The organism is Lentilactobacillus rapi DSM 19907 = JCM 15042 (assembly GCF_001436255.1).
Lineage (GTDB): Bacteria > Bacillota > Bacilli > Lactobacillales > Lactobacillaceae > Lentilactobacillus > Lentilactobacillus rapi.
This window is the reverse complement of sequence record NZ_AZEI01000084.1, coordinates 37,705-61,442: the sequence shown is the minus strand read 5'-3', so window position 1 is coordinate 61,442 and position 23,738 is coordinate 37,705. Positions and strand designations below refer to the sequence as shown.

At 43.5% G+C, this 23,738-nt stretch carries 19 protein-coding genes; 15 read left to right on the top strand and 4 right to left on the bottom strand.

Features of this window, described 5'->3' with window-relative positions:
* Positions 1–55 precede the first annotated feature (55 nt).
* Positions 56–997, bottom strand: a complete 942-nt coding sequence (locus FD12_RS12875; RefSeq protein ID WP_225427286.1) for an AraC family transcriptional regulator — start codon at positions 995–997, stop codon at positions 56–58.
* A 363-nt stretch (positions 998–1,360) separates the two neighbouring features.
* Between FD12_RS12875 and FD12_RS12870 the strand changes: the two genes are divergently transcribed.
* Both FD12_RS12870 and FD12_RS12865 read left to right on the top strand, forming a co-directional pair.
* Positions 1,361–3,337: a glycoside hydrolase family 127 protein gene (locus FD12_RS12870; protein WP_056983407.1), complete on the top strand. Its 1,977-nt coding sequence runs from the start codon at positions 1,361–1,363 to the stop codon at positions 3,335–3,337.
* A 275-nt stretch (positions 3,338–3,612) separates the two neighbouring features.
* The gene (locus tag FD12_RS12865; protein ID WP_054748628.1) at positions 3,613–4,341 is read left to right on the top strand and encodes an SDR family oxidoreductase; all 729 of its coding nucleotides are present in this window, start codon (positions 3,613–3,615) and stop codon (positions 4,339–4,341) included.
* 150 nt (positions 4,342–4,491) lie between these two features.
* On the opposite strand, the gene FD12_RS12860 is transcribed toward FD12_RS12865, so the two are convergent.
* The gene (locus tag FD12_RS12860; protein ID WP_056983406.1) at positions 4,492–5,058 is read right to left on the bottom strand and encodes a sugar O-acetyltransferase; all 567 of its coding nucleotides are present in this window, start codon (positions 5,056–5,058) and stop codon (positions 4,492–4,494) included.
* 51 nt (positions 5,059–5,109) lie between these two features.
* The gene (locus tag FD12_RS12855; RefSeq protein ID WP_054748630.1) at positions 5,110–5,949 is read right to left on the bottom strand and encodes an oxidoreductase; all 840 of its coding nucleotides are present in this window, start codon (positions 5,947–5,949) and stop codon (positions 5,110–5,112) included.
* Positions 5,950–6,082: 133 nt separating this feature from the next.
* Here FD12_RS12855 and FD12_RS12850 point away from each other — a divergent pair, with 133 nt between their 5' ends.
* The 6 genes from FD12_RS12850 to FD12_RS12825 all read left to right on the top strand — a co-directional run bounded on the left by FD12_RS12850 (position 6,083) and on the right by FD12_RS12825 (position 12,877).
* The gene (locus FD12_RS12850; RefSeq protein WP_056983405.1) at positions 6,083–6,580 is read left to right on the top strand and encodes a MerR family transcriptional regulator; all 498 of its coding nucleotides are present in this window, start codon (positions 6,083–6,085) and stop codon (positions 6,578–6,580) included.
* Positions 6,581–6,713: 133 nt separating this feature from the next.
* A complete protein-coding gene (gene gdhA / locus FD12_RS12845; RefSeq protein WP_056983404.1) occupies positions 6,714–8,060 on the top strand; it encodes an NADP-specific glutamate dehydrogenase in 1,347 nt (448 codons plus the stop codon).
* A 267-nt stretch (positions 8,061–8,327) separates the two neighbouring features.
* Entirely contained in the window at positions 8,328–8,879 is a 552-nt protein-coding gene (locus FD12_RS12840) for a LemA family protein (RefSeq protein WP_054748635.1), read from the top strand.
* A gap of 21 nt (positions 8,880–8,900) precedes the next feature.
* The gene (locus FD12_RS12835) at positions 8,901–9,902 is read left to right on the top strand and encodes a M48 family metalloprotease (RefSeq protein WP_056983403.1); all 1,002 of its coding nucleotides are present in this window, start codon (positions 8,901–8,903) and stop codon (positions 9,900–9,902) included.
* A gap of 367 nt (positions 9,903–10,269) precedes the next feature.
* Entirely contained in the window at positions 10,270–11,448 is a 1,179-nt protein-coding gene (locus tag FD12_RS12830; protein ID WP_054748638.1) for a trans-sulfuration enzyme family protein, read from the top strand.
* 427 nt (positions 11,449–11,875) lie between these two features.
* Positions 11,876–12,877 (top strand): ketopantoate reductase family protein, encoded by a 1,002-nt coding sequence (locus FD12_RS12825; RefSeq protein ID WP_056983402.1) that lies wholly within the window; start codon positions 11,876–11,878, stop codon positions 12,875–12,877.
* Here the strand turns inward: FD12_RS12825 and FD12_RS12820 are convergent.
* Positions 12,865–13,707, bottom strand: a complete 843-nt coding sequence (locus tag FD12_RS12820) for a prephenate dehydratase (protein WP_056983401.1) — start codon at positions 13,705–13,707, stop codon at positions 12,865–12,867. The two genes, FD12_RS12825 and FD12_RS12820, sit on opposite strands and share 13 nt — an antisense overlap.
* Positions 13,708–13,994: 287 nt before the next feature.
* Between FD12_RS12820 and FD12_RS12815 the strand changes: the two genes are divergently transcribed.
* From FD12_RS12815 to FD12_RS12785, 7 genes are all read left to right on the top strand, one after another.
* Complete coding sequence (locus FD12_RS12815) at positions 13,995–14,930, top strand: alpha/beta hydrolase (RefSeq protein WP_056983400.1); 936 nt, start codon at positions 13,995–13,997, stop codon at positions 14,928–14,930.
* Between the two features lie 385 nt (positions 14,931–15,315).
* The gene (gene spxB, locus FD12_RS12810; protein ID WP_056983399.1) at positions 15,316–17,067 is read left to right on the top strand and encodes a pyruvate oxidase; all 1,752 of its coding nucleotides are present in this window, start codon (positions 15,316–15,318) and stop codon (positions 17,065–17,067) included.
* A gap of 356 nt (positions 17,068–17,423) precedes the next feature.
* Positions 17,424–17,903 carry a hypothetical protein gene (locus FD12_RS12805; protein ID WP_054748640.1) on the top strand — a complete coding sequence of 160 codons (480 nt, stop codon included), beginning with the start codon at positions 17,424–17,426 and terminating at the stop codon, positions 17,901–17,903.
* A gap of 398 nt (positions 17,904–18,301) precedes the next feature.
* Positions 18,302–21,220 (top strand): MucBP domain-containing protein, encoded by a 2,919-nt coding sequence (locus FD12_RS12800; protein WP_056983398.1) that lies wholly within the window; start codon positions 18,302–18,304, stop codon positions 21,218–21,220.
* 106 nt (positions 21,221–21,326) lie between these two features.
* On the top strand, positions 21,327–22,091 hold the full coding sequence (locus FD12_RS12795; RefSeq protein ID WP_056983412.1) for an SDR family oxidoreductase: 765 nt from the start codon (positions 21,327–21,329) through the stop codon (positions 22,089–22,091).
* A gap of 158 nt (positions 22,092–22,249) precedes the next feature.
* A complete protein-coding gene (locus FD12_RS12790) occupies positions 22,250–23,116 on the top strand; it encodes a DegV family protein (RefSeq protein WP_056983397.1) in 867 nt (288 codons plus the stop codon).
* Between the two features lie 60 nt (positions 23,117–23,176).
* Complete coding sequence (locus tag FD12_RS12785; protein ID WP_056983411.1) at positions 23,177–23,635, top strand: DUF1836 domain-containing protein; 459 nt, start codon at positions 23,177–23,179, stop codon at positions 23,633–23,635.
* Positions 23,636–23,738 lie beyond the last annotated feature (103 nt).

The following is a 23,738-nucleotide window of genomic DNA, read 5'->3' as shown; positions in this document are numbered from 1 at the left end:
TCAAAAGCAGGCAACTATCAGGAATCTTTTTAATTCCTGGTAGTTGCCTGCTTTTTTACGATTCTTTAGGCGTTCCCGGATCCTTATCGTGATCCAACTTCTGAGTGATTTCTTCTGGGATGGGTAAAACGGGGTCAATGACTTGATTATTATGGTAGATCTTTCGGTACTCACTTCGAAATGAGCTCGGCGTTACCCCCGTCACTTGTTTGAATTGCTTCATAAAAAGCTTGTCATCCGAAAAATAGGCATAGCCACTGATTTCTTTGATGGATAAATTCGTTCTAATGAGGAGTGCTTGGGCAGTCTGAATTTTTAATTGGATCATGTAGTGTTTTGGCGACATACCGACAAACTTTTTGAACAGCCGGGAAACGTATTGGCGATTCAGCTCGGTTTCGTTTGCGATATCAGTGAGGGTTGGTGACCGATAAATGTTTGCCCTAATCCATTCTTTGAGCTGATTGACCACCGTCCGATTTTTTTCGTCACTTTCTGTTTTGTTAGCCAAATTACCAATAACGGTTAGAATAAGCGTCATTAACAGGTTCTGTTGCTGAGTGCTGTATGTGCCTGAAACGTCAACTGCCAATAACTGATGGGTGAGAATCAGTAACTCGTCTAAACTTTGGAGGTGGTAACTGTTATCAATGATGAGATTCTGATTCTTATCTGAGGAGTTGGCGGACTGCAGTTGACCTTGGCTGGCAGCTGGCTTGGTTGGCAGTAGAAAATGAAGCCAGTAGAATTCAATGGATCGATTACTTGGCTCGGTTCCCTTCATTGACGTGTAGGGCGGCACAATGTAAATGTCATTCGCGTTTAAGGTGACAGTTTCGTCACCGACTAGCAGGTTGATTGGCCCTTTTACGCAAATGATCAATTCATAATCGCCATGGTGATAACGAAGCTTGTGTTTCCAGCCAGCGTCGGCCGAAAAATTGCCACCAATCATAAATGTCACAACTTGATTTTTGGGAAACATAAGGCTATCCAACGTGAACACCTCTATCTTTTAACTGTCTAAACTCAGTGATTTAATTGGTATCGTATTTATCCACCTAAAATCGATTTTGGCTTTCCGTTTAATCAACAGGTAAACTCAATAATTTTGACATCGCTGTACCACGGGGGCTTAAAAATCTACTAGTGAATAATTCTGTTAAATCAAGCTTACCACGTTGAAAATGAAAGCGGTAACGAAAAAATCACTTTTTGACACCAGATGTATTTTTTTATAAGTTTTAATCCTCACTTGGAACCGCTATCATTATAAGTGTAATCAAGCCTGATTAATTGAGATTAACACATTGATCAATCATGCCAAATTGGTTGGTCGCTTGAAAGGATGGTTTTAACGATGAAACAATTAACTAAGATTCAATTAAATGATGTTCAAATTACTTCGGATTTTTGGAACCGCTATCGTAATTTAATTGCCAAGGACTCCGTTCCGTTTCAATGGGATATGATTAATGACAAAGGCAAAATGGATGTAACGAATGCTGACGCTGCCGGTGGCGCAGCTGATCACAGTGGTGCCATTGAGAACTTAAAGATCGCCGCAGGGCGGGCAAAAGGCCATCACTTTGGATACCCATTCCAAGATACCGATGTATACAAGTGGTTGGAAACCGTTGCCTACGTTTTAAAATACAATCCAGATCAAAAGATGAAAGAGGAAGCCGATTGGACAGTTGATTTAATTGCCGATGCCCAAGATCCTGACGGTTACTTGTCAACTTACTTCCAAATCGATGCGCCTAAACGGAAGTTCAAGCGGCTGCAACAATCCCATGAGCTTTACTCAATGGGGCACTATATTGAAGCTGGGGTTGCTTATTATGAATCAACTGGCAATCAAAAAGCACTGGATATTGCTGAAAAAATGGCCAGCTGCATTAATAATCATTTTGGCCCTGAAGATGGCAAAATTCATGGATACGATGGTCATCCTGAAATCGAATTGGCCTTAGCCAAACTTTATGAAACAACTCAAAATGAAACATATCTGAAATTGGCGGAGTATTTTGTTACTCAACGGGGCCAGGATTTGAATTTCTTTAACGCCCAAAATGAGGCGGATGGAATTGATAACGACTTCTTCCCAGAGCTTCGGACAATTGGCGATCGTTATTACTTTGCGGACAAGCCAATCACTGAACAGAAGGATGCCCATGGACATGCCGTTAGAGTGCTCTATTTCTGTACCGGATTAGCTCATGTGGCCAGAGTCAGCCATAACAAGCCATTATTAGACGCTGCCAACCGTCTCTGGAACGATATCGTTAAGAAGCAGATGTATATAACAGGTAATGTGGGTCAAACGGCGACTGGCGAAGCATTTACTTACGATTACGATCTTCCAAATGATACTGATTATGGTGAAACATGTGCTTCGGTTTCAATGACGTTCTTTACTAAGCAGATGTTAGTTAATGATTTTGAAGGCAAATTTGGTGATGTCATTGAAAAGGAAATTTTCAATGGTGCCTTGAGTGGCATCGCGCTTGATGGTAAGCATTATTTCTATGCCAACCCATTGGAAGCTGATCCATTAGCCAGCAAATTAAATCCTGGCAAAAAGCATATTGCATTACGACGGTCCTCGTGGTTTGCATGTGCTTGCTGCCCGGCTAATATCACCCGGCTGATTGCGTCACTCGATCAGTATTTGTATGAAGTGAAAGATGATGTCATCTTATCTCATCAATTTATCGCAAACGACGCCAAATTTAATAATGGCCTTGAAATTAAGCAAACTGGGAATTTCCCTTGGGATGGCAACATTCACTACAGCATTTCAAATCCGAACAAGAATAGTTTTAAGTTTGGTATCCGAATTCCGGCTTGGAGCTTGGACAAATATTCGGTTGAAATGAACGGCAAGCCCGTTGAATCAAGCCTACAAAAAGGCATCTTGTACTTGAATATTGATGATGAAACGGCTGAAATTTCTGTTAAATTAAACATGGAAGCTCGCTTAGTCCGTGCAAGTACCCGGGTAAGTTCTGATACAATGAAAGTTGCAGTTCAACGAGGCGCCATCGTTTATGCGGCAGAAGGTGTGGATAACGAAGAACCGCTCTGGTTATATGTTCTTGATCAGAAGCCAACCTTCAAGTATGACTATCGAGCTAACTTACTGAGCGGGGTTGGTGTCCTAACGACCGACGATGTTTATCGATTAGAACTTGATTCCGAAGATGATGCGCTGTATAGCTTTGACCAACCTAAGGGCGCTAATAAGAGTCATCTCACATTGATCCCATATTACGCTTGGGCTAACCGTGATGAAAAACAAATGACCGTTTGGTTTAAGCAAAATGGATTTTAATAAAAAGCCAATGTAAGAACACAGATTGGTGAATTGGTGGAAGCTTTCTGAAATCCTGATTGAGGTTTTTGGAAGGCTTCTTTTTGGGTTGAAACGGCTACGCTTCTCAAGAATGGGTGATCCATAATATTAAAGATACCAATTATATTTCTGCTTTATGGTCGGGATGCATCCCGTTGACCCGAGGGAAACTTGTCAACTGGAAAGTCATTTGACTTAAACCCAAGTTCAGGTAGTAATCTAGTTGTAGCGCAAATCTTAGGAGGAAATACACGATGGAATCTTTGCAGAATAAAGTTGCAGTGGTCACTGGCGCCAGTTCCGGCTTTGGTCGGGGGACTGCGATCGCCTTGGCGGAAGCTGGCGTGAATCTTGTTTTGACTGCCAGAAGAGAGGCAAAATTGGCCCAAGTTGTTGCCCAATGTCAAAAACTGGGGGTCAAGGCGGTTTATTATTCAGGGGATGCCCAAAAAGAACAAACAGCAAAAATGGTCATTGAAAAGGCGATTAAGGAATTTGGAAAGATTGATATTCTTGTGAACAATGCCGGGATTGGACGAACCCTTTCAATTCAAGATACCACAATGGCAGATTTTGATTTGGTTATGAATACCAACGTAAGGAGTGCCTATGCGTTTACAAAATATGTCGTGCCCTATATGGTGAAACAGCATGACGGCCAAATTATTTTGACCTCCTCAGTTACTGGAATTGTTGGCCATCCTGACGAGACGGCCTACACTTGTAGTAAGTTTGCGCTTCGTGGTTTGGGGCAGGCCCTTGATAAGGAGTTGCTTGATAAAGGCATCCGAACCTGCGTTTTCTGTCCCCATGCCGGTGCCACCGAATTCGAGTTGGGATATGGCCGAACTGCAGCTGGAATTGCGGAATCGGGTTTTCTGACTCCAGAAGATGTGGGGGCAGCCCTAGTTAATGTCTGTCGCCAGCCAAGGCACTCACGAGTTGTTGAGCTGCGTTTAGCATCAAATAATGTCACTTACTGAAAATTTGAAGGCTTAAATGATCGTTGCTCTATAGATACGCAAACTGCCCAACCATTTCGAATCTTAAATGGTTGGGCAGTTTTACTAAACAGTTATCGTTGTGCTAATTCGGATCTATTGAACAGATAGCAATCAATTTCCAAGCGCACCTCATTCTTCAATTGGGGGTAGTTCCCGAATGATCTTTGCTGGAACGCCGCCAATTAACGAATTATCAGGGACGTCCTTGGTAACGACTGCACCGGCGGCAATGACAACGTTGCTGCCGATGGTGACCCCTGGCATAATTGAGACCTTACCACCGATCCAGACGTCGTTGCCGATTGTAACCGGGAAGCCTTGAGCCATGTAGTGCCGGCGAGCTTTGGCATCCAAGGGATGATTAACCGTGTAAATGTCAACGTTGGGGCCAATCATGACGTTGTGGCCCATTTTGACTGGGGCAATATCTAGGATGGTCAAATTATAGTTGCTTAAGAAATCTTCACCAACTGATATATTTTTGCCGTTATCGCAATTGAACGTTGCTTGAACCGAAACCCGCTCGCCAGTCTTCCCGAAGATTTGTTTAATCTTTTCGGTTTGCTTTTCTGGTTGCGTGGCAGGAATTTCATTAAACTCTTGACAAAGTTTGGCCGCATTGGCTTTTCGAGCAGCTACCTCATCATCAAGAAAGTAATAAGGTTTACCCGCATCTAATTTTTCTAGTTCTGACAAGTTATCGCCTCCTTTATTTGATGATACACCTCAACGTTTAAAAATGAGGGCTTATTTTTGATCGGCAGATGCTGATAAATCGTGAAGCCGTTCAAATTCAGCCAAGTTTTGCTTGTATTTTTCAATTGCGGTGTCACTGGAGAACTTTCCGAGTGGTAATCGTAATGGCAGATCGGCAGCGTGATTCGTCACTTGATCGAAAATAATTTGGGCGGCTTTATCAGGGTCACCGGCCTCGTGATGCGCGCCCTTTGCGTTAGCTTCAATGAAATCTGTAAATTGTTGATAATCGTCAATCGTTGGGAGTGCCTTCTTGGAAGAACGGCCAGCCCAATCGGTTCTAAATCCGCTGGGTTCGATTATCAAGACTTTAATGCCGAGATCTTTGACTTCTTTTGCCAATGATTCGCTAATTCCTTCAACCGCATATTTGGTTCCGTGATAGAACGATAGCGTTGGGAATGAGTATAAGCCGCCGATTGAAGAAAAGTTAACAATCGTACCGGATTTTTGTTTGCGCATGGTTGGTAGGACTGCTCGGGTCATATCAACTAATCCCCAAACATTCACATTGAACATGTATTCAACATCGTCGCGGTTACTTTCTTCAAACGTGCCGAAATATCCGAGGCCGGCATTGTTAACCAACACATCAATGCCACCAAATTTATCGTTGGCAGCTTTGACAGCGTCATCAATTTGACTTCGGTTGGTAACGTCCAAAGTTTGCTTAAGGATTTGACCATGATCGTATTGATCAAGGTAATCCAATTGATCCGTGTGACGGGCGGTCGCAACCAAATTAACGCCCTCTTGTTGAGCTAAACGTTGGGCTAACGAGTGACCGAATCCAGTAGATGTACCAGTAACAAACCAAGTTTTATTTGACATATTAATCAATCTCCTTTGTTTTAGATTACAATTGTTATCGTACAACTTAAACCAATGTTTAAGTCAAGATCCATTGGTTGAATGGAAATGATATACTTCAGTTACAATTAATTGATAAGAGAGGTCATTGAAAATGTACTCAATTGGTGATATTGCAAAACTAATGGGAATCAGCACGTCAGCTATCCGATTTTACGACCGGCAAGGGCTCCTACCCTTTGTGGAGCGGGATAAGGCTGGCAGGCGTCGATTCAAACCTAATGATTTGAACTTTATTGAAGTGATTGATTGTTTGAAAAAAAGTGGCGTCCCAGTAAAAGACATTGCCCATTTTGTCGGCCTATGCATGAAAGGCGATGGCACACTGCAAGAGCGGTACGACTACCTCGATAAAGAAGAGGAAATGCTTGAATCAAGAATTTCCCAGATGCAAAAACAGCTGGATTTTCTCAGGTATAAGAAGTGGTACTACAAAACCTCGGTGGAGGCTGGAACCGAGACGATTCACTTTGCGCCAGGGACGAAGACGGTTGACCCAAAGATCAAAGAACAATATGAAACTGAGTTGGCCCATTGTACAAACTTACGCGATTTGATCGATCTTAAACAAAATAGTGCTCATAATCAGTAAAACTAAGAGATCTTGATGTTAATTTGCAAGTTTTTGAACAAAATTTCATAAAATGTGAATACTTCTAATCAAAATTCTGGTAACATATAACACAATGATGTAAGTTTAGAATTTTAGAAAGTGGGAATGTTTTGTGAGTAATGTGAAATCGTATATTGAATCGGTCAAAGATGAAATCCAACGACGCGACCCAGACCAAACAGAATTTCAAGAAGCGGCTTTTACCGTGCTTGATAGTTTGGAACCAACACTGGCGGACCATCCCGAATATGTGGAAGCGAATTTGTTGGCGCAGTTAGTTGAGCCTGAAAGAGTGATCCAGTTTCGAGTGCCATGGCAGTCTGATGATGGCAAGTTCCACGTTAACCGGGGCTTTCGAGTTCAGTTTAATTCCGCAATCGGCCCGTACAAGGGTGGCCTAAGATTGCATCCAAGTGTTAACTTGAGTGTTGTTAAATTCTTGGGCTTTGAGCAAATTCTCAAGAACAGCTTAACTGGTTTGCCGATTGGCGGGGCTAAAGGTGGCAATGATTTTGACCCCAAAGGAAAGTCTGATTCAGAAGTGATGCGCTTTTGCCAAAGCTTCATGACAGAGTTGCAACGCCATATTGGACCCGACCTGGATGTTCCCGCTGGCGACATTGGTGTTGGCGCCAGAGAAATTGGTTATCTATTCGGCGCCTATAAACGATTAAACGGCTACCAAAACGGCGTTCTGACTGGCAAAGGGTTAACCTTTGGCGGCAGCTTGGCCAGAACTGAAGCAACCGGCTTCGGTCTGCTATATTACACCAACGCGTTAGTTAAAGCGCAAGGCGACACACTAACTGGCAAGCGAATTAAAATTTCCGGTTCTGGAAATGTTGCCACGTACGCGGTTCAAAAGGCAACTGAGCTTGGTGCCAAAGTGGTGACCGTTTCTGACTCCAATGGCTATATTTATGATCCAAAGGGAATTGATTACCAAGTTGTAAAGCAGATCAAGGAAGTTGAACGGGGCCGGATTCGAGAATATGCCGACCGCGTTGCCAGTGCGGAATATCATGGCGGTTCCGTTTGGGACTTTGATGTTGACTATGACATTGCGTTACCATGTGCGACTCAGAATGAAATTAACAAGGATCAGGCTAAGCTGATTGCCAAAGATGGCGCCAAATATATCTGTGAAGGAGCCAACATGCCAAGCTATCCTGATGCCATTGCAGTATACCGGGACAGCAATATTCTCTATGGACCTGCTAAAGCGGCCAATGCTGGCGGCGTGGCAGTTTCCGCGCTTGAAATGAGTCAAAATAGCGAACGACTATCTTGGAGCTTTGAGACGGTTGATAATCGCCTTCAAGACATCATGGAAGATATCTTCGAAAAGTCACAAGCTGCTGATAAGAAATATCATTTGGATCGAGACTATCAGGCTGGGGCAAACATTGCCGGCTTCGAAAAAGTTGCTACTGCTATGCTTGCCCAGGGATTGGTATAAGTGGGTCACCCATAGCTGGATCATTGATTAAAGGATTGTAACTAATAATGGCTGCCAAGCGGTCAGCTGATTGCGTTGACGTTCTCAGAGGATGTTGAAGATCAGGCTGATGGCTTGGCAGTTTTTTTTACCTAAATTCTGCCATCAAATCGCTTTTCATCCCAATCTCGTAATCTTTAATTTGCTGATAAAAACACGCCATAGCCCTTTAGTAATCTGGGCTACTATGGTACATTTGATACCAAAGAACACAAGGAGGAAAAGATCATGGGACTAATCATAACCGGCGTCATCGTTGTGCTGCTGATCATCTGGATCATTGCCTTATATAACGGCTTAGTTAGCCAACGAAACTTAGTGGATGAGGCTGCCAGCCAAATCGACGTTCAACTGCAACGGCGAGGGGACCTGCTGCCGAACTTGCTGGAAACGGTTAAGGGATATGCCAAACACGAGCAGGAAACCTTTGCCAAAGTCACTGAAATGCGGACACAAATTACGGATCCCAATGCCAGTCTAGGTGACAAAGTTAAGGCTGATAATGAATTAACTGGTGCCTTGAATCACTTGTTTGCAGTTTCCGAAAACTATCCGGAACTAAAGGCAAACCAGAACTTTATTGCGCTGCAGGAAGAACTTTCTAATACCGAAAACAAAATTGCTTTTTCCCGTCAGAATTTCAACAGTAACGTGATGATTTATAACAATAAGATTCAAACCTTCCCAAGTAATTTAGTTGCTAAATTCGGAAACTTTGCGGTTCGCGGTTATCTTGAAGTACCCGAGAAGACCAAAGAAGTTCCTCAGATGAAATTTTAGTAAAAAAGGAGAACTAGACTGATGGACACCATAAATCAGCAGGTTCAACAAAATCGACGGCGGACTTGGTTTGTGATGGCAGGCTTTTTGCTGCTAATCGCAATCATTGGCTTTGCAATCGGGGCGATTATTGCCTACTTTCAAGACCCGTTCGATATCATGACGGCGGTTTACACCATGATTGGCTTTCTGATTGGGGCAGCGATCTACTCGTTTTTCGTGTACTTACACGTGACTAATATTTTGATGAAATCAAGTAAAGCCGTCAAACTCCAAGAGTCGGACGATCCCCAGTTGTTTAATATCGTGAGCGATCTTGTCTTGGTGGCGAATATTCCGATGCCTGATTTATATTTGATGGAGGATCCTTCTCCTAACGCATTTGCCACCGGCCGAGATCCTGAACACGCAGCGATTGCTGTGACTAAGGGATTGCGGGAAATGATGAACAGAGAGGAATTGGAAGGCGTGATTGCCCATGAAATTTCTCATATTAAGAATTACGATATTCGGGTGTCATCAATTACCGTTGCCTTGACGACCTTTATTGCCGGGGCTGGGGCGGTCTTAATCGTGGCTGGAATTAGTCTAATTCGTGGCGGCCGCTGGGTCGGCTTCTTTGGCGGTGGCGATGATCGCAAAGATTCTAATAATTCCTGGTACATTTTCTTAGCGATTCTGACATTTGGCCTGATTATGTGGGTCGGCGGTTGGATTATCCGAATTATTGGGGTGCCGATTGCCCAAATCATGCAGTTTGCCGTTTCCCGTCAACGAGAATCTTTAGCTGACGTTTCCGGGGTCAACTTGACTCGCGACCCGCAAGGATTAATCGATGCCTTGACCCTCCTAAAGAACGACACAACGCCAACGTCAAACCCAACTTCTAAAGGCGCTGCTCTTTATATTAATGAGCCAGTCACCCGCCAAGGAAAGACCCCGTTCTTGGTCAAAATGTTTGATACCCACCCGCCTCTCGATGAACGAATTGCCAGACTGAAGCGTTTATTAGGTGAAAAATAGTCATCAGGCATTTGCCCTTGACACAGGCCAGAATCGGTCGTAACATTCATTACAATAAATCTCATTTAAATCTAATATTTATTTGCGACGAAGAGAAGAGTAGAAAGACCAGTACTGATAATCAGCGACCATCGATAGTGAAAGGGTGGACAGGAACGTTTTTTGAAGATGAGCTCTGAGCAACTATCAACAGTGCAAGCTGGTGGTACGTGGGAATCACGATAAAATTCCGGGCATGATTGTGCCTTTGAGGTGTGAACGGTAACGTGAACACAAATACGGGTGGTAACACGATGGAAGTCGTCCCTGTGCATTAATTGAGTTAATGTGCAGGGGCGACTTTTTATTTTGGAAAGGGGAAATTCAAATGTCAGAATTCAATACAAAGTTAATTCATGGTCAACCAGAATATGATAATAATACCGGGGCAGTTAATGTCCCAATTTATAACTCGTCAACCTATGTTTATCCAAATGCAGATGCAAAAGTAAAGTTTGATTACGAACGCTCTGGTAATCCAACGCGCAGTTATCTCGAGAATCAAGTCGCTTTGTTGGAAAACGGCGTTCGCGGGTTTGCATTTTCTTCTGGTTCGGCGGCGATTCACGCGGTTCTGTCAATCTTTTCTCCCGGCGACCATATTATCATTGGCAAGAACATCTATGGTGGGACCTTTCGAATTATTAATGACTTCTTCAAACGCTGGCAGCTTGAATTCACCGCCGTGGACACCCAGAATCCTGAAGAAGTTCAAGCAGCTATTCAACCGAATACCAAAGCGATTTACTTTGAAACGTTTACTAACCCATTGTTGCACGTGACCAGCGTCAAACAAATTTCGAAGATTGCCAAGGCCCACAATATTTTAACCATTGTTGACAACACGTTCTTAACGCCTTATCTGCAACAACCACTTAATTTGGGGGCAGACATTGTCATTCACTCCGCGACTAAGTACCTTGGTGGCCATTCGGACGTGGTGGCCGGAATTGTGGTCGCCAAGAATGAAAATATTGCCAAGTTAATTTACTTTAATCAAAATAGTATTGGTGCGACCCTATCTCCACAGGACTGTAGTCTGATCCGGCGGGGCATTCAAACCTTGGCGGTTCGCATGGATCGGCATTTGAGTAACGCAGCCAAAATCGTTGCTTTTCTGCAGAAACGGCCAGAAATTGCCAAGCTGTATTACCCAGGCATTGACGATGGCAGCCGTGATCATGAAATTGCTGCCGCCGAGACCAATGGATTTGGTGGCATCATCTCGTTCGAATTGAAGGATGGGTTGGATTCAACCAAATTTGTGAACGGCCTGCATTTGATCCAACTAGCGGTTAGCTTGGGAGCGGTTGAAAGTTTGATTGAATTACCATACAAAATGACCCACGCAGAATTGTCTCGCAAGGAACAATTGGAGGCCGGGATTACAACCCAACTTGTCAGATTATCGGTTGGGATTGAAGACCCTAAAGACCTACTCAAGGACTTGGAACAGTCACTCAATCAACTCACCAGTACCTCACTCAAGAAAGAGGCAGTCAGGTAATTAACTGAAATTATTTAAAATCCAGGTTGACAATTAAAATACAATGAGTTAGATTATAGACACATTAAAATTTGATTGAAATTAAATGCAGTGATGAGGAGAGTAACTTTGTCCAACCATTTCAGGGAGTCCCGAAAAAGTGAGAAGGGATAATGGCGGACTGAGTGAAAGTAACCTCTAAGCAGTAGATGCGAAGTGATGAGTATCTATGGTGTGCACCCCTTAAAGTGCCAGTGTATCGCCAATTTGGCTGTACATGATGAGACGGTTTGTGTGAGCAGGCCGTGAATAAAGGTGGTAACACGCAAAAGCGCCCTTGATCTTATTAAAAGATCAGGAGCGCTTTTTTTAGGACAGCTGCGTCAGGCAGAAACCTGACTCCGCTCGCTTTTCAATCAAAAATATAAAAAATGGAGAGTGATTGTTTATGAAATTTGCAATGATTGGTGCAGGAGCAATGGGATTACGTTATGGTATTTTACTACAAGAGGCCGGTAATGATGTCACATTTATTGATACATGGCAGCCACATATTGACAAGATCCGTGAACAGGGCGGCGTTTACCAAATGCGTGACCATAAAGATCGGCATTTGGTAAAGATTAAATTAGAGACCCCAGAATCTTATAATGGTGATCCAGATATGTTAATCTTCTTCACCAAACAAATGCAGTTGAACGATTACTTAAAACGCTGTTCACACTTCTTCAATGATAAGCAATATGCTTTCACCTGCATGAACGGCATGGGCCACATTGAGAAGCTCCAGAAGTATTTTGCGGATGATAAAATCATTGGTGGGACAGCCTTAATTGCAACTGTTTTGCCTGGCCCTGGTGAAGTTGACTTCATGGGCAAGCGCGGTGCCGGCAAACTCAACATGTGCCCACTTACCGAAAAGCCAGATGAAATGACTCATCGCTTGTTCGACGAGCTACAAAAAGCCGATATGAATCCGACTTTGACCGACGATTTCACTGGCACCCTGATGACGAAGGTAATCTTTAACTCCGTTATTAATACGATTTGTACGATGTTTGAAATTCCAATGGGTGAATTTGGTAACTTCCCTGGAGCCGCTGACATGGCGCGGCAATTAATTGATGAAGCCTACGACATTTGTGCGAGAGCCGATATTCATCTGGTTTCCAGCAGAAAAGAGGAGCTACATGCGATCGATATCAATACCCGAATTGATATGCCATTGCACTACCCGTCCATGTATCAGGATATGACCAAGGATCGACCAACTGAAGTTGATTATATCAACGGTTATATCGCTAATCTTGGCCGGCAATATCACTACGAAGCCAAAACGCATTTGTTCATGACTCAGGCAGTTCATCTGGCAGAGTTCCATCGGCAAAATTTGGCCAAGCAACGTGCGATCAAGGCTAAGCAGGCAGAACCACAAGCTCAAACGGCATAATAGCCAAGTAGGTGAACCTGATAGTTTGAAGCCAATTCTTTGAGCGTCGCGAATATTTCCTCCTGTTGATCGCGATTCCCAGAGACTTCAATGTAGAAGGAATACACCCCTAACTTAGCCTTTGTGGGCATTGACATTAATGTCACCAGATTTAAGCCAACCTTGGCAAAATAGCCAAGAATTTCGTAGAGTGTGCCGGGACGGTCATTGGTGGCAGGTGTGATGAACAAGGGTGCTTTAAATTGATTCGTAGATAAAACCACTTTAGAAAGGGTTGCTGCAGTGGCGGGGTTGGCTTTGAAGATAATGAAACGGGTGCTGTTATCAAGTTGATCAGCAACGTTATTCAGCTTCAAGGCACTGGAGACTTCCGCTAACTGAGACTGCGGAATGATGGCGGCGTCCCCTGGTTCACCAGATCTGAATTTTTCCAATGAAACCATATTTGATGAAGTCGTTATGATTTGGACACTAGGTAGTTTTGATAACAGTTTTTGGCATTGGCCTTCCGTCTTAAACTGCACATAGATTCGGTTTATTTTACTTAATTGATTAACGTTAGCCACTAATCCAAAATCAACTGGGATGGTGATTTCGCCGATTTCCGTGACGTCGGCAGTCTGCAAACGTTGAAGCGTCGCGGACACATAACCGTCAAGCTGGTTTTCCAATGGTAACAAGCCGATGTTATCACCAGAAACCGCTTGGTAAACCTGATCAAAAGTGGGGTGGTAGTCAAACGTAACGTGTGAATCTGGCTGGGTTGCTAAATAAGCTTTTGCGGCCGCGTCGGCAAAGGTGCCGGCAGGACCGAGAACTGAAAATTTCATTGGATGACCACCTTTATAATGAGGATAATGTAGTATTTTTATCCATCATATCAAACAAAGAATCAAAATAAAATCGCTAACGAAAACAATCTAAGATGAGATCCAGTTGGAAACTGATTCATTTCGGCTTCTGGTTGGATCTCATCTTAGGTTGTTTCAGATTCTAAATAGGAATAATCAGATGGGAAATCACATTCGTTTCTTAAACAAGAGTAAAGGTGTTTGACTTGCTGATGTTAACTAATTAAGATAACCAGTATCACAAAAAAAGGAGTTCGAGAAAATTGATGAAGATGCCATCATTAAAGCCATTATTAATTCCGCTCACGGCAATTACCGCCGGGAGTGCGTTTGTCAGTTATAAATTATTCAATTTTGCATTCAAGCGTGTCGACTACGTTCCCGAAACTTCTAAGGAAAAACAGAAATACGCGGATAAATATTACGAATACGTTGACTGGTTCCATTCTGTCCCATCCGAGGATTGGTATCTCAATGAAGACAATCCTGATCAGAAGATGGTGGCCACCTACATTCCAGCCCAAACAGCCACCAAAAAAACGGTGATTATCGCTCATGGATACAAGGGCAATCGGGAAACCATGGCCAACTATGCCAAGATGTTCCGCAGTATGGGCTACAATGTCTTAACGCCGGATGACCGGGGTCACGGCGAAAGCGCTGGCGAATACATCAGTTTTGGTTGGCTGGACCGGCTCGACTACCTACAGTGGATTCATCGGGTGATTGAGCATGTCGGTGAGGATAGTCAAATTTTACTATTCGGCGTCAGTATGGGTGGCGCCACCGTCGAAATGCTTTCCGGCGAACGATTGCCTGATCAAGTTAAGGCGATTATTGCTGACTGCGGTTACTCAAGTGTTGAAGAAGAACTGACCTATCTATTGAAGAAACAATATCACTTGCCCGAATATCCTGTTGAACCAATGGTTAGTGAAATTAACAAGCGAGCCGCGGGTTTTGGCTTGGAAAGTGCTTCTTCCGTGAAGCAGTTGGCCAAGAATCAACGGCCAATTCTGTTCATTCATGGTGAGAAGGACACTTATGTTCCTGCCAATATGGCCTATGAGAACTATCACGCGACTCATGCACCCAAGCAAATTTGGATTGTTAAGAACGCCACTCACGCCGAGAGCTTTTGGCGGGATCCAGAGGCCTATCAGGAACGGATTGGGGAATTCTTGAATACGTATATGAAGTAATCGGGATAAAAATTAATGAGAACCCGGATTTTGACTACTAGGATTTATTCTGGTGGTCATTTTTTATATATCAAGCCCGGGTGATTACAGGTCGCTTTTGAAATGTGCCCCACCAAGCAGAAACTTGCACATAAGCACCTCATCTATAAATCCCCAAAATCAGGATTTATAGATGAGGAGACTTATGCTCCAGTTTCTAACCGCTTGGTTCTGCACTCTACTTTAAACGTGCTCCGGGGCCACCCGGGTCTTGTCACACTCTACTTTTTAAAAGTAAGTCTAAATGTTAGCATTTTATTCTCTTAAGATTATACTTAGTAGTTGAACAACCGAATAGCAACAATGGAAGCGCTTGTGGCTATTTGGATAAAAAGGAGATATTGCTATGACTAAGATGATTGCAGGACAAGCTTTAGTAAAGGTACTTGAAGACTGGGATGTCGATCATGTTTACGGAATTCCTGGTGGTTCAATCAACCATACCGTCGAAGGTCTGTACCTTGAAAAAGATAAAGTGAAGTACATTCAGGTACGTCACGAAGAGGTGGGCGCAATTGCGGCTTCAGCTGATGCCAAGTTTACTGGCAAGATTGGCGTTGCGTTTGGTTCAGCTGGTCCTGGTGCCACTCACTTGTTCAACGGCTTGTACGATGCCAAGATGGATCACGTCCCCGTTTTAGCACTGATTGGTCAAGTTCCCCAAGCCGCAATGAACACCAACTACTTCCAGGAAATGGATGAAGTACCGATGTTCAGTGACGTCTCTGTTTATAACAAACAAGTCACAACGGCGGAACAAATTCCGTACGTTGTTAATCAAGCAATCAAGGAAGCCTATCGGCAAAAGGGCGTTGCAGTCGTTGTTCTGCCTGAAAACTTAACGGCAGAAGAAATTGACTACAAACCAACCCGGACGCCATTGACGGTTGCTGACGACTTCAAGCAAACAGTTGATCCATCGGCTGTTAGTGATACCCTTAAGATGATTAAAGAAGCTAAACGCCCACTAATTTATGCTGGCCGTGGCTTGCTGGGTGCTCGTGACACCTTAACCAAGTTCTCAGAACAATTCAATATTCCGGTGATGAATACCGTGCCAGCAACTGGTGTTATCAGTACCGATCATCCAAACTTCATCGGGACGACTGGTCGATTAGGTACTAAGTCAGGATTTGAAGCAATTCAAAATGCTGATCTGATTTTGTTCCTGGCATCAGAATATCCATTCGCCAACTTCTGGCCACAGGATACGAAGATGATTCAAGTTAACAACAATTCTTACGATATTGGTAAACGAATTGACGTTGACTATGCGGTGATTGCTGATGCTAAGAGTTATCTGCAAGCACTGATTGATACCGGTGAAAGCCGACCAAAGGATGCTTGGCTGGAAGCTAACCAGGAAAACAAGCACAACTGGGATAAGTGGATCGATAGCTTGGCTGATGACGACAGTGATGGTTTGAACGCTGAATCAGTTACCAAGAAGATCGCTGAAATGGCTGGCCCTAATGACACTTACGCTGTTGATACTGGAAACGTATCGGAGTGGAGTGTTCGGGGCCTGCCAATGAACAAGAACCAACGTTTCGCAATTTCTGGCTTGTTCGCAACCATGGGCTTTGGTGTCCCAGGCGGCATGGCTGGTGCTTTGAGTGTACCAGAAGGCCAAGCTTGGTCACTATCCGGTGATGGCGGCTTCTCAATGGTTAGCCAAGATATTATCACTGAAGCCCGTTATGGCTTGCCTGTTATTAACGTCGTCTTCTCAAACGACCGCTTCGGATTCATTTGGTATGAACAAATGCAGACCAAGCAGCACTTCTACGGTGTTGACTTGACCGACGCTGATTGGGCTAAAGTTGCTGAAGGTTTGGGTGGCATTGGCTTTACGGTCAAGAACATTAAGGATCTTGATGAAGTCTTTGCTAAAATTAAAGACTTACAAGCCAATGGCAACACCAAACCAATCGTTATCGATGCTAAGATCAAGCAGGATGATCCGGTTGCAACGGCGTTCATGCCACTTGATCCAAAGGTATTTGGTGAAGATACTGCCGATGCGTTTGCCAAGCAATATCACATTGATCGTAAGCAACAACCATCACTAGGTGAAATCTTACGTGGTAAAGAATAATAACTAAAAGTCGCGGCCATTGGTGCCGATGATCATCCGATGACCGTAACATAACAACTCTACAATTGGAAAGTACCCGTTTTTGCTGGAAGGCAGCGGGTGCTTTTTTTGATCTAATATATCAATGTTACAAATGTTACAAAAAGCGACTGCTTCGTTAATGAGCAATTTCCGAACAATAATCCTTGTGAATCATTGCCATATTGCCGTTGTAATAGGGATTTACATGATCGATACATGGTATGTTACCGGTTAATTAACTTTTTGTTAAGAGGTGCTATATTACAGCAATGTTTCATTGACTTTGATTTGTAACGTGCCATAATGGTGGCATCCAATAAAGGGAGGGTTTTATTATGAAGAAATTTGCAACAATGATTACTGTAGCTTCACTGGCTTTACCATTGGCACTTGCCGCACCGCTGGCAGTAACTTCAGCATTACCAACTGCTAATGCCGCAACAACCAAGACCACGGCTAAGAAGGCAACGACTAAGACAACACCAACTACTACCAAGAAAACAGCTTCCAAAACAACAACCGCTACCAAGGGCGTTACATACACTCTGGCTAAGAACGGCGTTAAGAATTTCAAGGCAGTTAGCTATCATATTAAAGCAAATACCAATGTTTATAAGGGCTTCTTCTACGCTGATGCTGCTAAAGTAACCTTCACCAAGAAGGGTGTCCTGAAGGGTGCCGTTACATATAAGGTAACCCGTTCCGTTAAAGTTACGACAACAGGTAACAAGACGAAGACATTCTTCTATGTAACTGGCCAAGGTTATGTTGCTGCATCCGCAATGACTAAAGGACCTTACCAACAAGCTGATTAATTAGCAAGTAAAGAATATTGAGCTTCATCCTTCAATGAACTGGTCAATGGCAATTAACGTTGTCGTTGGCCTTTTTGTTTAGTGAGCGGAGCAAAGCGGTTAGAAACCGGAGCCTAAGTTTCCTTTGCCAGAAATCCTGGGCTTGGATTTTTGGTGAAGGAGGCTTAGGTGCAGGTTTCTGCTTTGCGGAGCGGCCCTAATCTATGTAATTGAGAAGTCTAACACCAGAAATCCCGGATTTGAATTTTTGGTGGCGAAGGCATAGGTGCAAGCTAAGTTTCCTGTGAATAGTTGATTAATTTGTAAACGCTTATGTTAGAATGAAATTGTTGATAAGTTACGGGTAGATATTGTTATGATATGTACCAGCAAACACAATTTGAGGGGGGATTTTTATCATGGATAATACTAGTTATCACCAAAGAACAAAACTACGAGGGGTTATCAAGGCCGTCATGGTTGCGATTGCAGCAGTTTTGTTCTTGCTATCGTTTAATTTGATGGGGGGGCAGCAGAGCGCTCTAGCTGCTACTTATACAGCTAATGCCTATATGGATGCTTCTGGAAATTGGTTAGGGGGAACTTCAGAACAACGTGATACATGGCTGCAAACTGTTGTCAATCCTGCATGGAAAGGTGAAACAAACGCCGAAGGGATTCCAGGAGATGCGACTGGTAAGATTGACGAATGGATGCCCGATAAGGACTTGCAACAGATTGTGTTATATGAGTTTATCAAGACCCATACTTTACCAAGTGGCTCATCTGTAAATGATATTACCAAGAATATGATGAGCAAGATAGGAACTCGTTTCATTTATGACACTGATGAGCAGCAAAACACTAATAACCCCACATACTTTAATCAGGTTCACGGTGTCAGATCGAGTGAAGGGCTTCAGTACGATACTAGTTTAACGACTGTGAATTTGAGCTCTAGTACAGATGCTAATGCAGCCCAAAAGGGGACACCATTTGTCTATGGCGCATTATCTGACATTACATCTTTAGCATCTCTACCACTGACGGACATTAACGTTTCAATGAATCGTCTTCATGATATCAGTGCATTAAAGGGTAAAGCACTGAGTGATCTAGATGTAAGTTATAATAACATAACCGATCTTTCACCCTTATTTGATTCTACGAGTCATGTTGATCCGAGAACTGAGGTAGGGTTTCAGTACTATATGATGCCAACAGCACATTTAAATCCTAAGACTACAGAGTACACAACCCCTTCATTTATCATTAAAGACGCGAACGGTGCCAATGTTCCAGTTCACCCATTTATTGGAAATGACTCATTGGATAACTTCAATACCTATTTTGGTAATTATATTAGTACGGCAACTGGAAATGGGGGATCTACGAGCTTTGTGCCAAGTATCAAGTGGACTAATTTGCGATCCCCTAATGGATTCATGACCTCGTCTTGGGAAGTTCCGTTTTTGGACAATGATAACTATACTTACAATGGAGTAGTTATTCAGCCATATGTACTTGATGATACCGTTGGTAACGTGATTGTAAACTTTAAAGATGGCGACACTGGTCAAATTTTGAGAACATTATTCCTTTCGGGGGCTCTTAATACCTCTTGGAAGCTATCTTTATCCGGGGTAAATAGTTTTAAGCTTGCTGATCAATCGGGTCAGAATTCAGACATTCAGGCCATCATAGATGCGTTAAAAGAAAATTATGGATTTAACAAAATTTCCGTAAGTGATCCTTCAACTGGTACGTATGCTGACACAACTACGCCAACCGTTACGTACACATTTAACAAGACTGAAGCTGCAGCTCCGGTAACTGTCAAATATGTTGATGCCGATAGCGGAAACTCAATTGCAACAGATAAGACATTTCCAGCCACGGGAACTGCTAATGTTGGTGATTCATATAATGTTTCGACATCAGACTATAAGATTAACATTAATGGTTATACCTTTAAAGATGTTAAAGCTGGTTCAGATCCAGTTACGGGAACATTCGATGGAACAGCTAAAACGGTCACGTATGAATATACAAAGACTGTTGGCAAATTAGTTACCGTCAATTACATTGATGCCGCAACCGGTGAGTCAATTGCACCAAGTAAACAATTCCCAGCAACTGGCGAAGGACACGTTGGGGATGCGTACGATGTATCAACGCCAGCTTACAAGATTGATATTGACGGTTATACCTACCAAAGCCTCATGCCAGGATCCGATTCACCGACTGGGACACTGAGTGATAGAGGTCAAACGGTTACTTACCAATATCAACGAAATGCTGAAGTTAGACCAGTTATCGTTAAATACGTTGATGCTGCAACTGGTAATTCAATTGCGCCTGATAAGTCATTCCCAGTAACTGGTAAGAAGATTGGGGATGGGTATGATGTCTCAACACCAACTTACAGGATTGAAATTAATGGTTATACGTATAAGGGTGTTAAGGCTGGTTCTGATTCACCGGTTGGGACTCTGAGTGATCGTGCCCAAACAATTACGTATGAATACACGAAGAACTCAAATCCGACACCACCAAACCCAGGTCCAGGTCCTAAACCAGAACCGACGCCGCAACCAACGCCGACGCCATCAACGCCAACGGTTACCACGCAGCCCTCAACCCCTGGCATTGCCAAAAAGGGTGAAGCCGTCTACGCTTTGAAGAAGATCTATATATACAGCAACAAAGACTTCAAGCAGAGCGAACGAGTTGCGAGTTATGCCAAGAAGCCGCGGATCAATCGACCGATGTTTGTCGTAACCGATTATGCGAAGTCTAAAGCTGGCAACTTGCGGTACGTGGTTCGGGATGTCAACCATCACAGCAAGACCGCTGGTAAGAAGGGCTACATCACTGCTGACTATGCGTATGTTCGTCCCGTTTATTATCACAGTTCTCACAAGACGCTGACGGTCATTAATCCACGCGGTGTCAATGAGTATAAGAACAAGAATTTGACTGGTAAAGTGAAGAACTTCAAGCAAGGCACGCAGCTCAAGGTGAAAGGCTTCGTTAAGCATAATTTGACTACCCGATATCTCTTGAGTAATGGTCATTACATTACTGGAAACCGCAAACTTGTGATTGCTGGTAATCAGAAACAACCTAAGCAAATCAAAGTTAAGAAAGCCATTTACCGCTACAACAATGCTAACTTTGGCAAGCACAACAAACTTATCAAGAAGGGCACCGTGTTGAAAGTGAAGAAGTGGGAATACTCACATCCATACTCAACTACGACCTTTGGTGCTAAACGTTATGCAGTTGCTGGTGGTTATGTAACTGCTAATAGCAAGTATGTTAAGATCATTAAATAATATTTGAGAGAACCAATCAGTTAACTTTGCTGGTTGGTTTTTCTATCTTAACCGGACGATTACTGGGACGTGACATGGTAAAATAGCTATGAAATTTATTCTGGAGATGATAATCTTGGCAAATGAGAATCAGCTTTTGACATTAATCACCGGTGCTGACAAAGGAATTGGCTTTGAAACGGCAACCAAGCTTGGTGAAGCTGGGCAGCATGTGTTACTTGGAGCTCGCAACGCTGAGAAAGGGCAACGGGCAGTTGATCAATTACGCAGCCAAGGATTTACCGTTGATTTGGTTGTGATGGATGTAACTGACAGGCAGGGGATTGAGCAAGCTGCCGCGAAGATTGACGACGAATTTGGCCATCTGGACCTCCTCATTAACAACGCAGGAATTGCTTTGGATAATCACGAAAAAGCTTCGACGCTCTCGACAGCTACCATGCGAAAAGAGTTTGATGTTAACTTTTTTGGCTTGGTAGACGTGATTCAGGCTTTCCTACCGTTATTGAAGAAGGCCAAGTCTGCTAAAATTATCAATCTTTCGAGTAATATGGGGTCACTGGGGCTGGCTACTGATCTGCAGTCGCGATTTTATAACGTTAATTCGCTGGGGTATCAGGCCTCCAAAGCTGCGGTTAACTTTGCCACGATTTGCTTCGCTAAGGAATTGACAGGGACAAACGTAACGGTTAATTCAGTTAATCCTGGGTGGACAGCGACTGAGTTTGGCGGCCGAAGCCTCAATGAACCGACACCAGCAGGGATGCAGACGCCGGCAGAAGGGGCTGAACAAATCGTGAAGTTGGCAACAGATCCAAAGAATGCGATGACGGGGACGTTCACCGAAACTGGTGGGACGTTACCCTGGTAAAGAGAGGAAACCTGATAGTAGTAAGTTAAAACCTCCAAGACTCTTTTCTATTGAGTCCTGGAGGTTTTTGTTATTTTGTGGTATTGACAACTCACAATCGTAGTATAGAATACTACGTAAATAGTATTTAAAACTACGTACGAAAAAGGAGAAGTTACATGCCTGAAAAAATTGCCTTGTTAGTTGATTCTGCTTCGGATGTACCACCAGAAACACTTGCTCAATATGATAATATTGGTGTGGCCCCGATGCTGATTAGTATGGCCGGTAAGGAGTATCGTGACAACGTCGACATCACGCCGGCTGAATTTTACGCGGAGCTGGGGGATGTATCTAAATTGCCAACGACCTCTGCGCCAACGCAAGGCAGCATTCAGCAGCAGCTCGACGCTTTAAAAGAGCGTGGCTTCGACCATTTTATCGGAATCACCATTTCTGCCAAATTATCAGTTAGCTTTAGCTTATTCAATCAAGTTGCCAAAGATCAGGGTGGCGTTGAGATGGCGGTTATCAATACCAAGAATATCGGCATTGGCAGCGGGTTGTTTGCCGTTTACGCGGAGCAATTGATCGATGCTGGCAAACCATTCGCGGAAATTGTGAAATTATTAAACGACGCTGTTTCGGAAAGTCGCATTTTCTTCTACATCCCGAGCTTGAAATACCTCCGCGCGGGTGGTCGAATTGGCCGGGTTGCCGGCTTAGTCGGTTCACTATTGAAAATCAAGCCAGTTATTTCCTGTGACCAGGATGGGGTCTATTTCCCAATCACTAAAGCGCGGACGGAACAAAAGGCAATTTCCCGGATGGTCAATTTGGCGGCTGAAGTTGTTAAAAAGGCGGAGAATGTCCGCATTGCAGTCGTTAACGGCGCCGACGAACCTTTAATGGAAAAGGTGGGCGATCAATTGCATAATTTGTTCCCAAACGATAAAATTTATAAAGGAAGTGTTTCACCTGTGCTGGGCGTTCATACTGGCCCAGGCTTGGTCGGGATCGCTGTTCAAGTTGGCGATCCGTTTTAAAGAAAAGTAGGAGTAACCGAATTGATTGATAACCAAAAACAACTTTCAATTAAATTACCAATGTGGGATGAACTGCCGAGCTTCGATCTTCATTTGGATCAACTGTTGGATCTGACCAATCAGTATCTCAGCCCGATCATCGGCAGTAAGATCACCAAAACGATGATGCACAATTATTTCAAAGCAGATATCATTGTGCCGCCAACGCGAAAAAAATATTGGCGGATGCAACTGGCTGGCGCGATTGTGGTTGGCTTGTTGAAGAATATTTTTACCCTCGCTGAAATTCAAGCGGGATTGAAAGCACTCTTAAAGGACAGCTCACCCAAGACCGGCTATAATAACTTTGTCTTGATGTTCAACGAGCAGGCCGCCCAATCAGGCACGGTTCCGGCGGCATTGAACAGTTTGGATCTGAAGTCGGCTAATAAACCAACAATCATGCAATACGATGCAGTTCAATCGATTTTATTTTGGCTGGCAGCTAAGAAACGGTTGGAAGAAGCATCCAAAGAGTAGAAGAAGTCTGCGCAAGATCAAAAAAGAGCCAGTTCCAATCAAAAATTCATGCGAATTTTGGTTGGGACTAGCCCTTTTTTGATTGATGGCTTACTATTCAAAC

Bases quoted from the DNA above. Each gene is read 5' to 3' on its own strand.
- FD12_RS12870 (WP_056983407.1), top strand. From the start codon at position 1,361: ATGAAACAATTAACTAAGATTCAATTAAATGATGTTCAAATTACTTCG.
- FD12_RS12865 (WP_054748628.1), top strand. From the start codon at position 3,613: ATGGAATCTTTGCAGAATAAAGTTGCAGTGGTCACTGGCGCCAGTTCC.
- FD12_RS12855 (WP_054748630.1), bottom strand. From the start codon at position 5,949: ATGTCAAATAAAACTTGGTTTGTTACTGGTACATCTACTGGATTCGGT.
- FD12_RS12850 (WP_056983405.1), top strand. From the start codon at position 6,083: ATGTACTCAATTGGTGATATTGCAAAACTAATGGGAATCAGCACGTCA.
- FD12_RS12840 (WP_054748635.1), top strand. From the start codon at position 8,328: ATGGGACTAATCATAACCGGCGTCATCGTTGTGCTGCTGATCATCTGG.
- FD12_RS12835 (WP_056983403.1), top strand. From the start codon at position 8,901: ATGGACACCATAAATCAGCAGGTTCAACAAAATCGACGGCGGACTTGG.
- FD12_RS12830 (WP_054748638.1), top strand. From the start codon at position 10,270: ATGTCAGAATTCAATACAAAGTTAATTCATGGTCAACCAGAATATGAT.
- FD12_RS12825 (WP_056983402.1), top strand. From the start codon at position 11,876: ATGAAATTTGCAATGATTGGTGCAGGAGCAATGGGATTACGTTATGGT.
- FD12_RS12820 (WP_056983401.1), bottom strand. From the start codon at position 13,707: ATGAAATTTTCAGTTCTCGGTCCTGCCGGCACCTTTGCCGACGCGGCC.
- FD12_RS12815 (WP_056983400.1), top strand. From the start codon at position 13,995: ATGAAGATGCCATCATTAAAGCCATTATTAATTCCGCTCACGGCAATT.
- spxB (WP_056983399.1), top strand. From the start codon at position 15,316: ATGACTAAGATGATTGCAGGACAAGCTTTAGTAAAGGTACTTGAAGAC.
- FD12_RS12805 (WP_054748640.1), top strand. From the start codon at position 17,424: ATGAAGAAATTTGCAACAATGATTACTGTAGCTTCACTGGCTTTACCA.
- FD12_RS12800 (WP_056983398.1), top strand. From the start codon at position 18,302: ATGGATAATACTAGTTATCACCAAAGAACAAAACTACGAGGGGTTATC.
- FD12_RS12795 (WP_056983412.1), top strand. From the start codon at position 21,327: ATGATAATCTTGGCAAATGAGAATCAGCTTTTGACATTAATCACCGGT.
- FD12_RS12790 (WP_056983397.1), top strand. From the start codon at position 22,250: ATGCCTGAAAAAATTGCCTTGTTAGTTGATTCTGCTTCGGATGTACCA.
- FD12_RS12785 (WP_056983411.1), top strand. From the start codon at position 23,177: ATGTGGGATGAACTGCCGAGCTTCGATCTTCATTTGGATCAACTGTTG.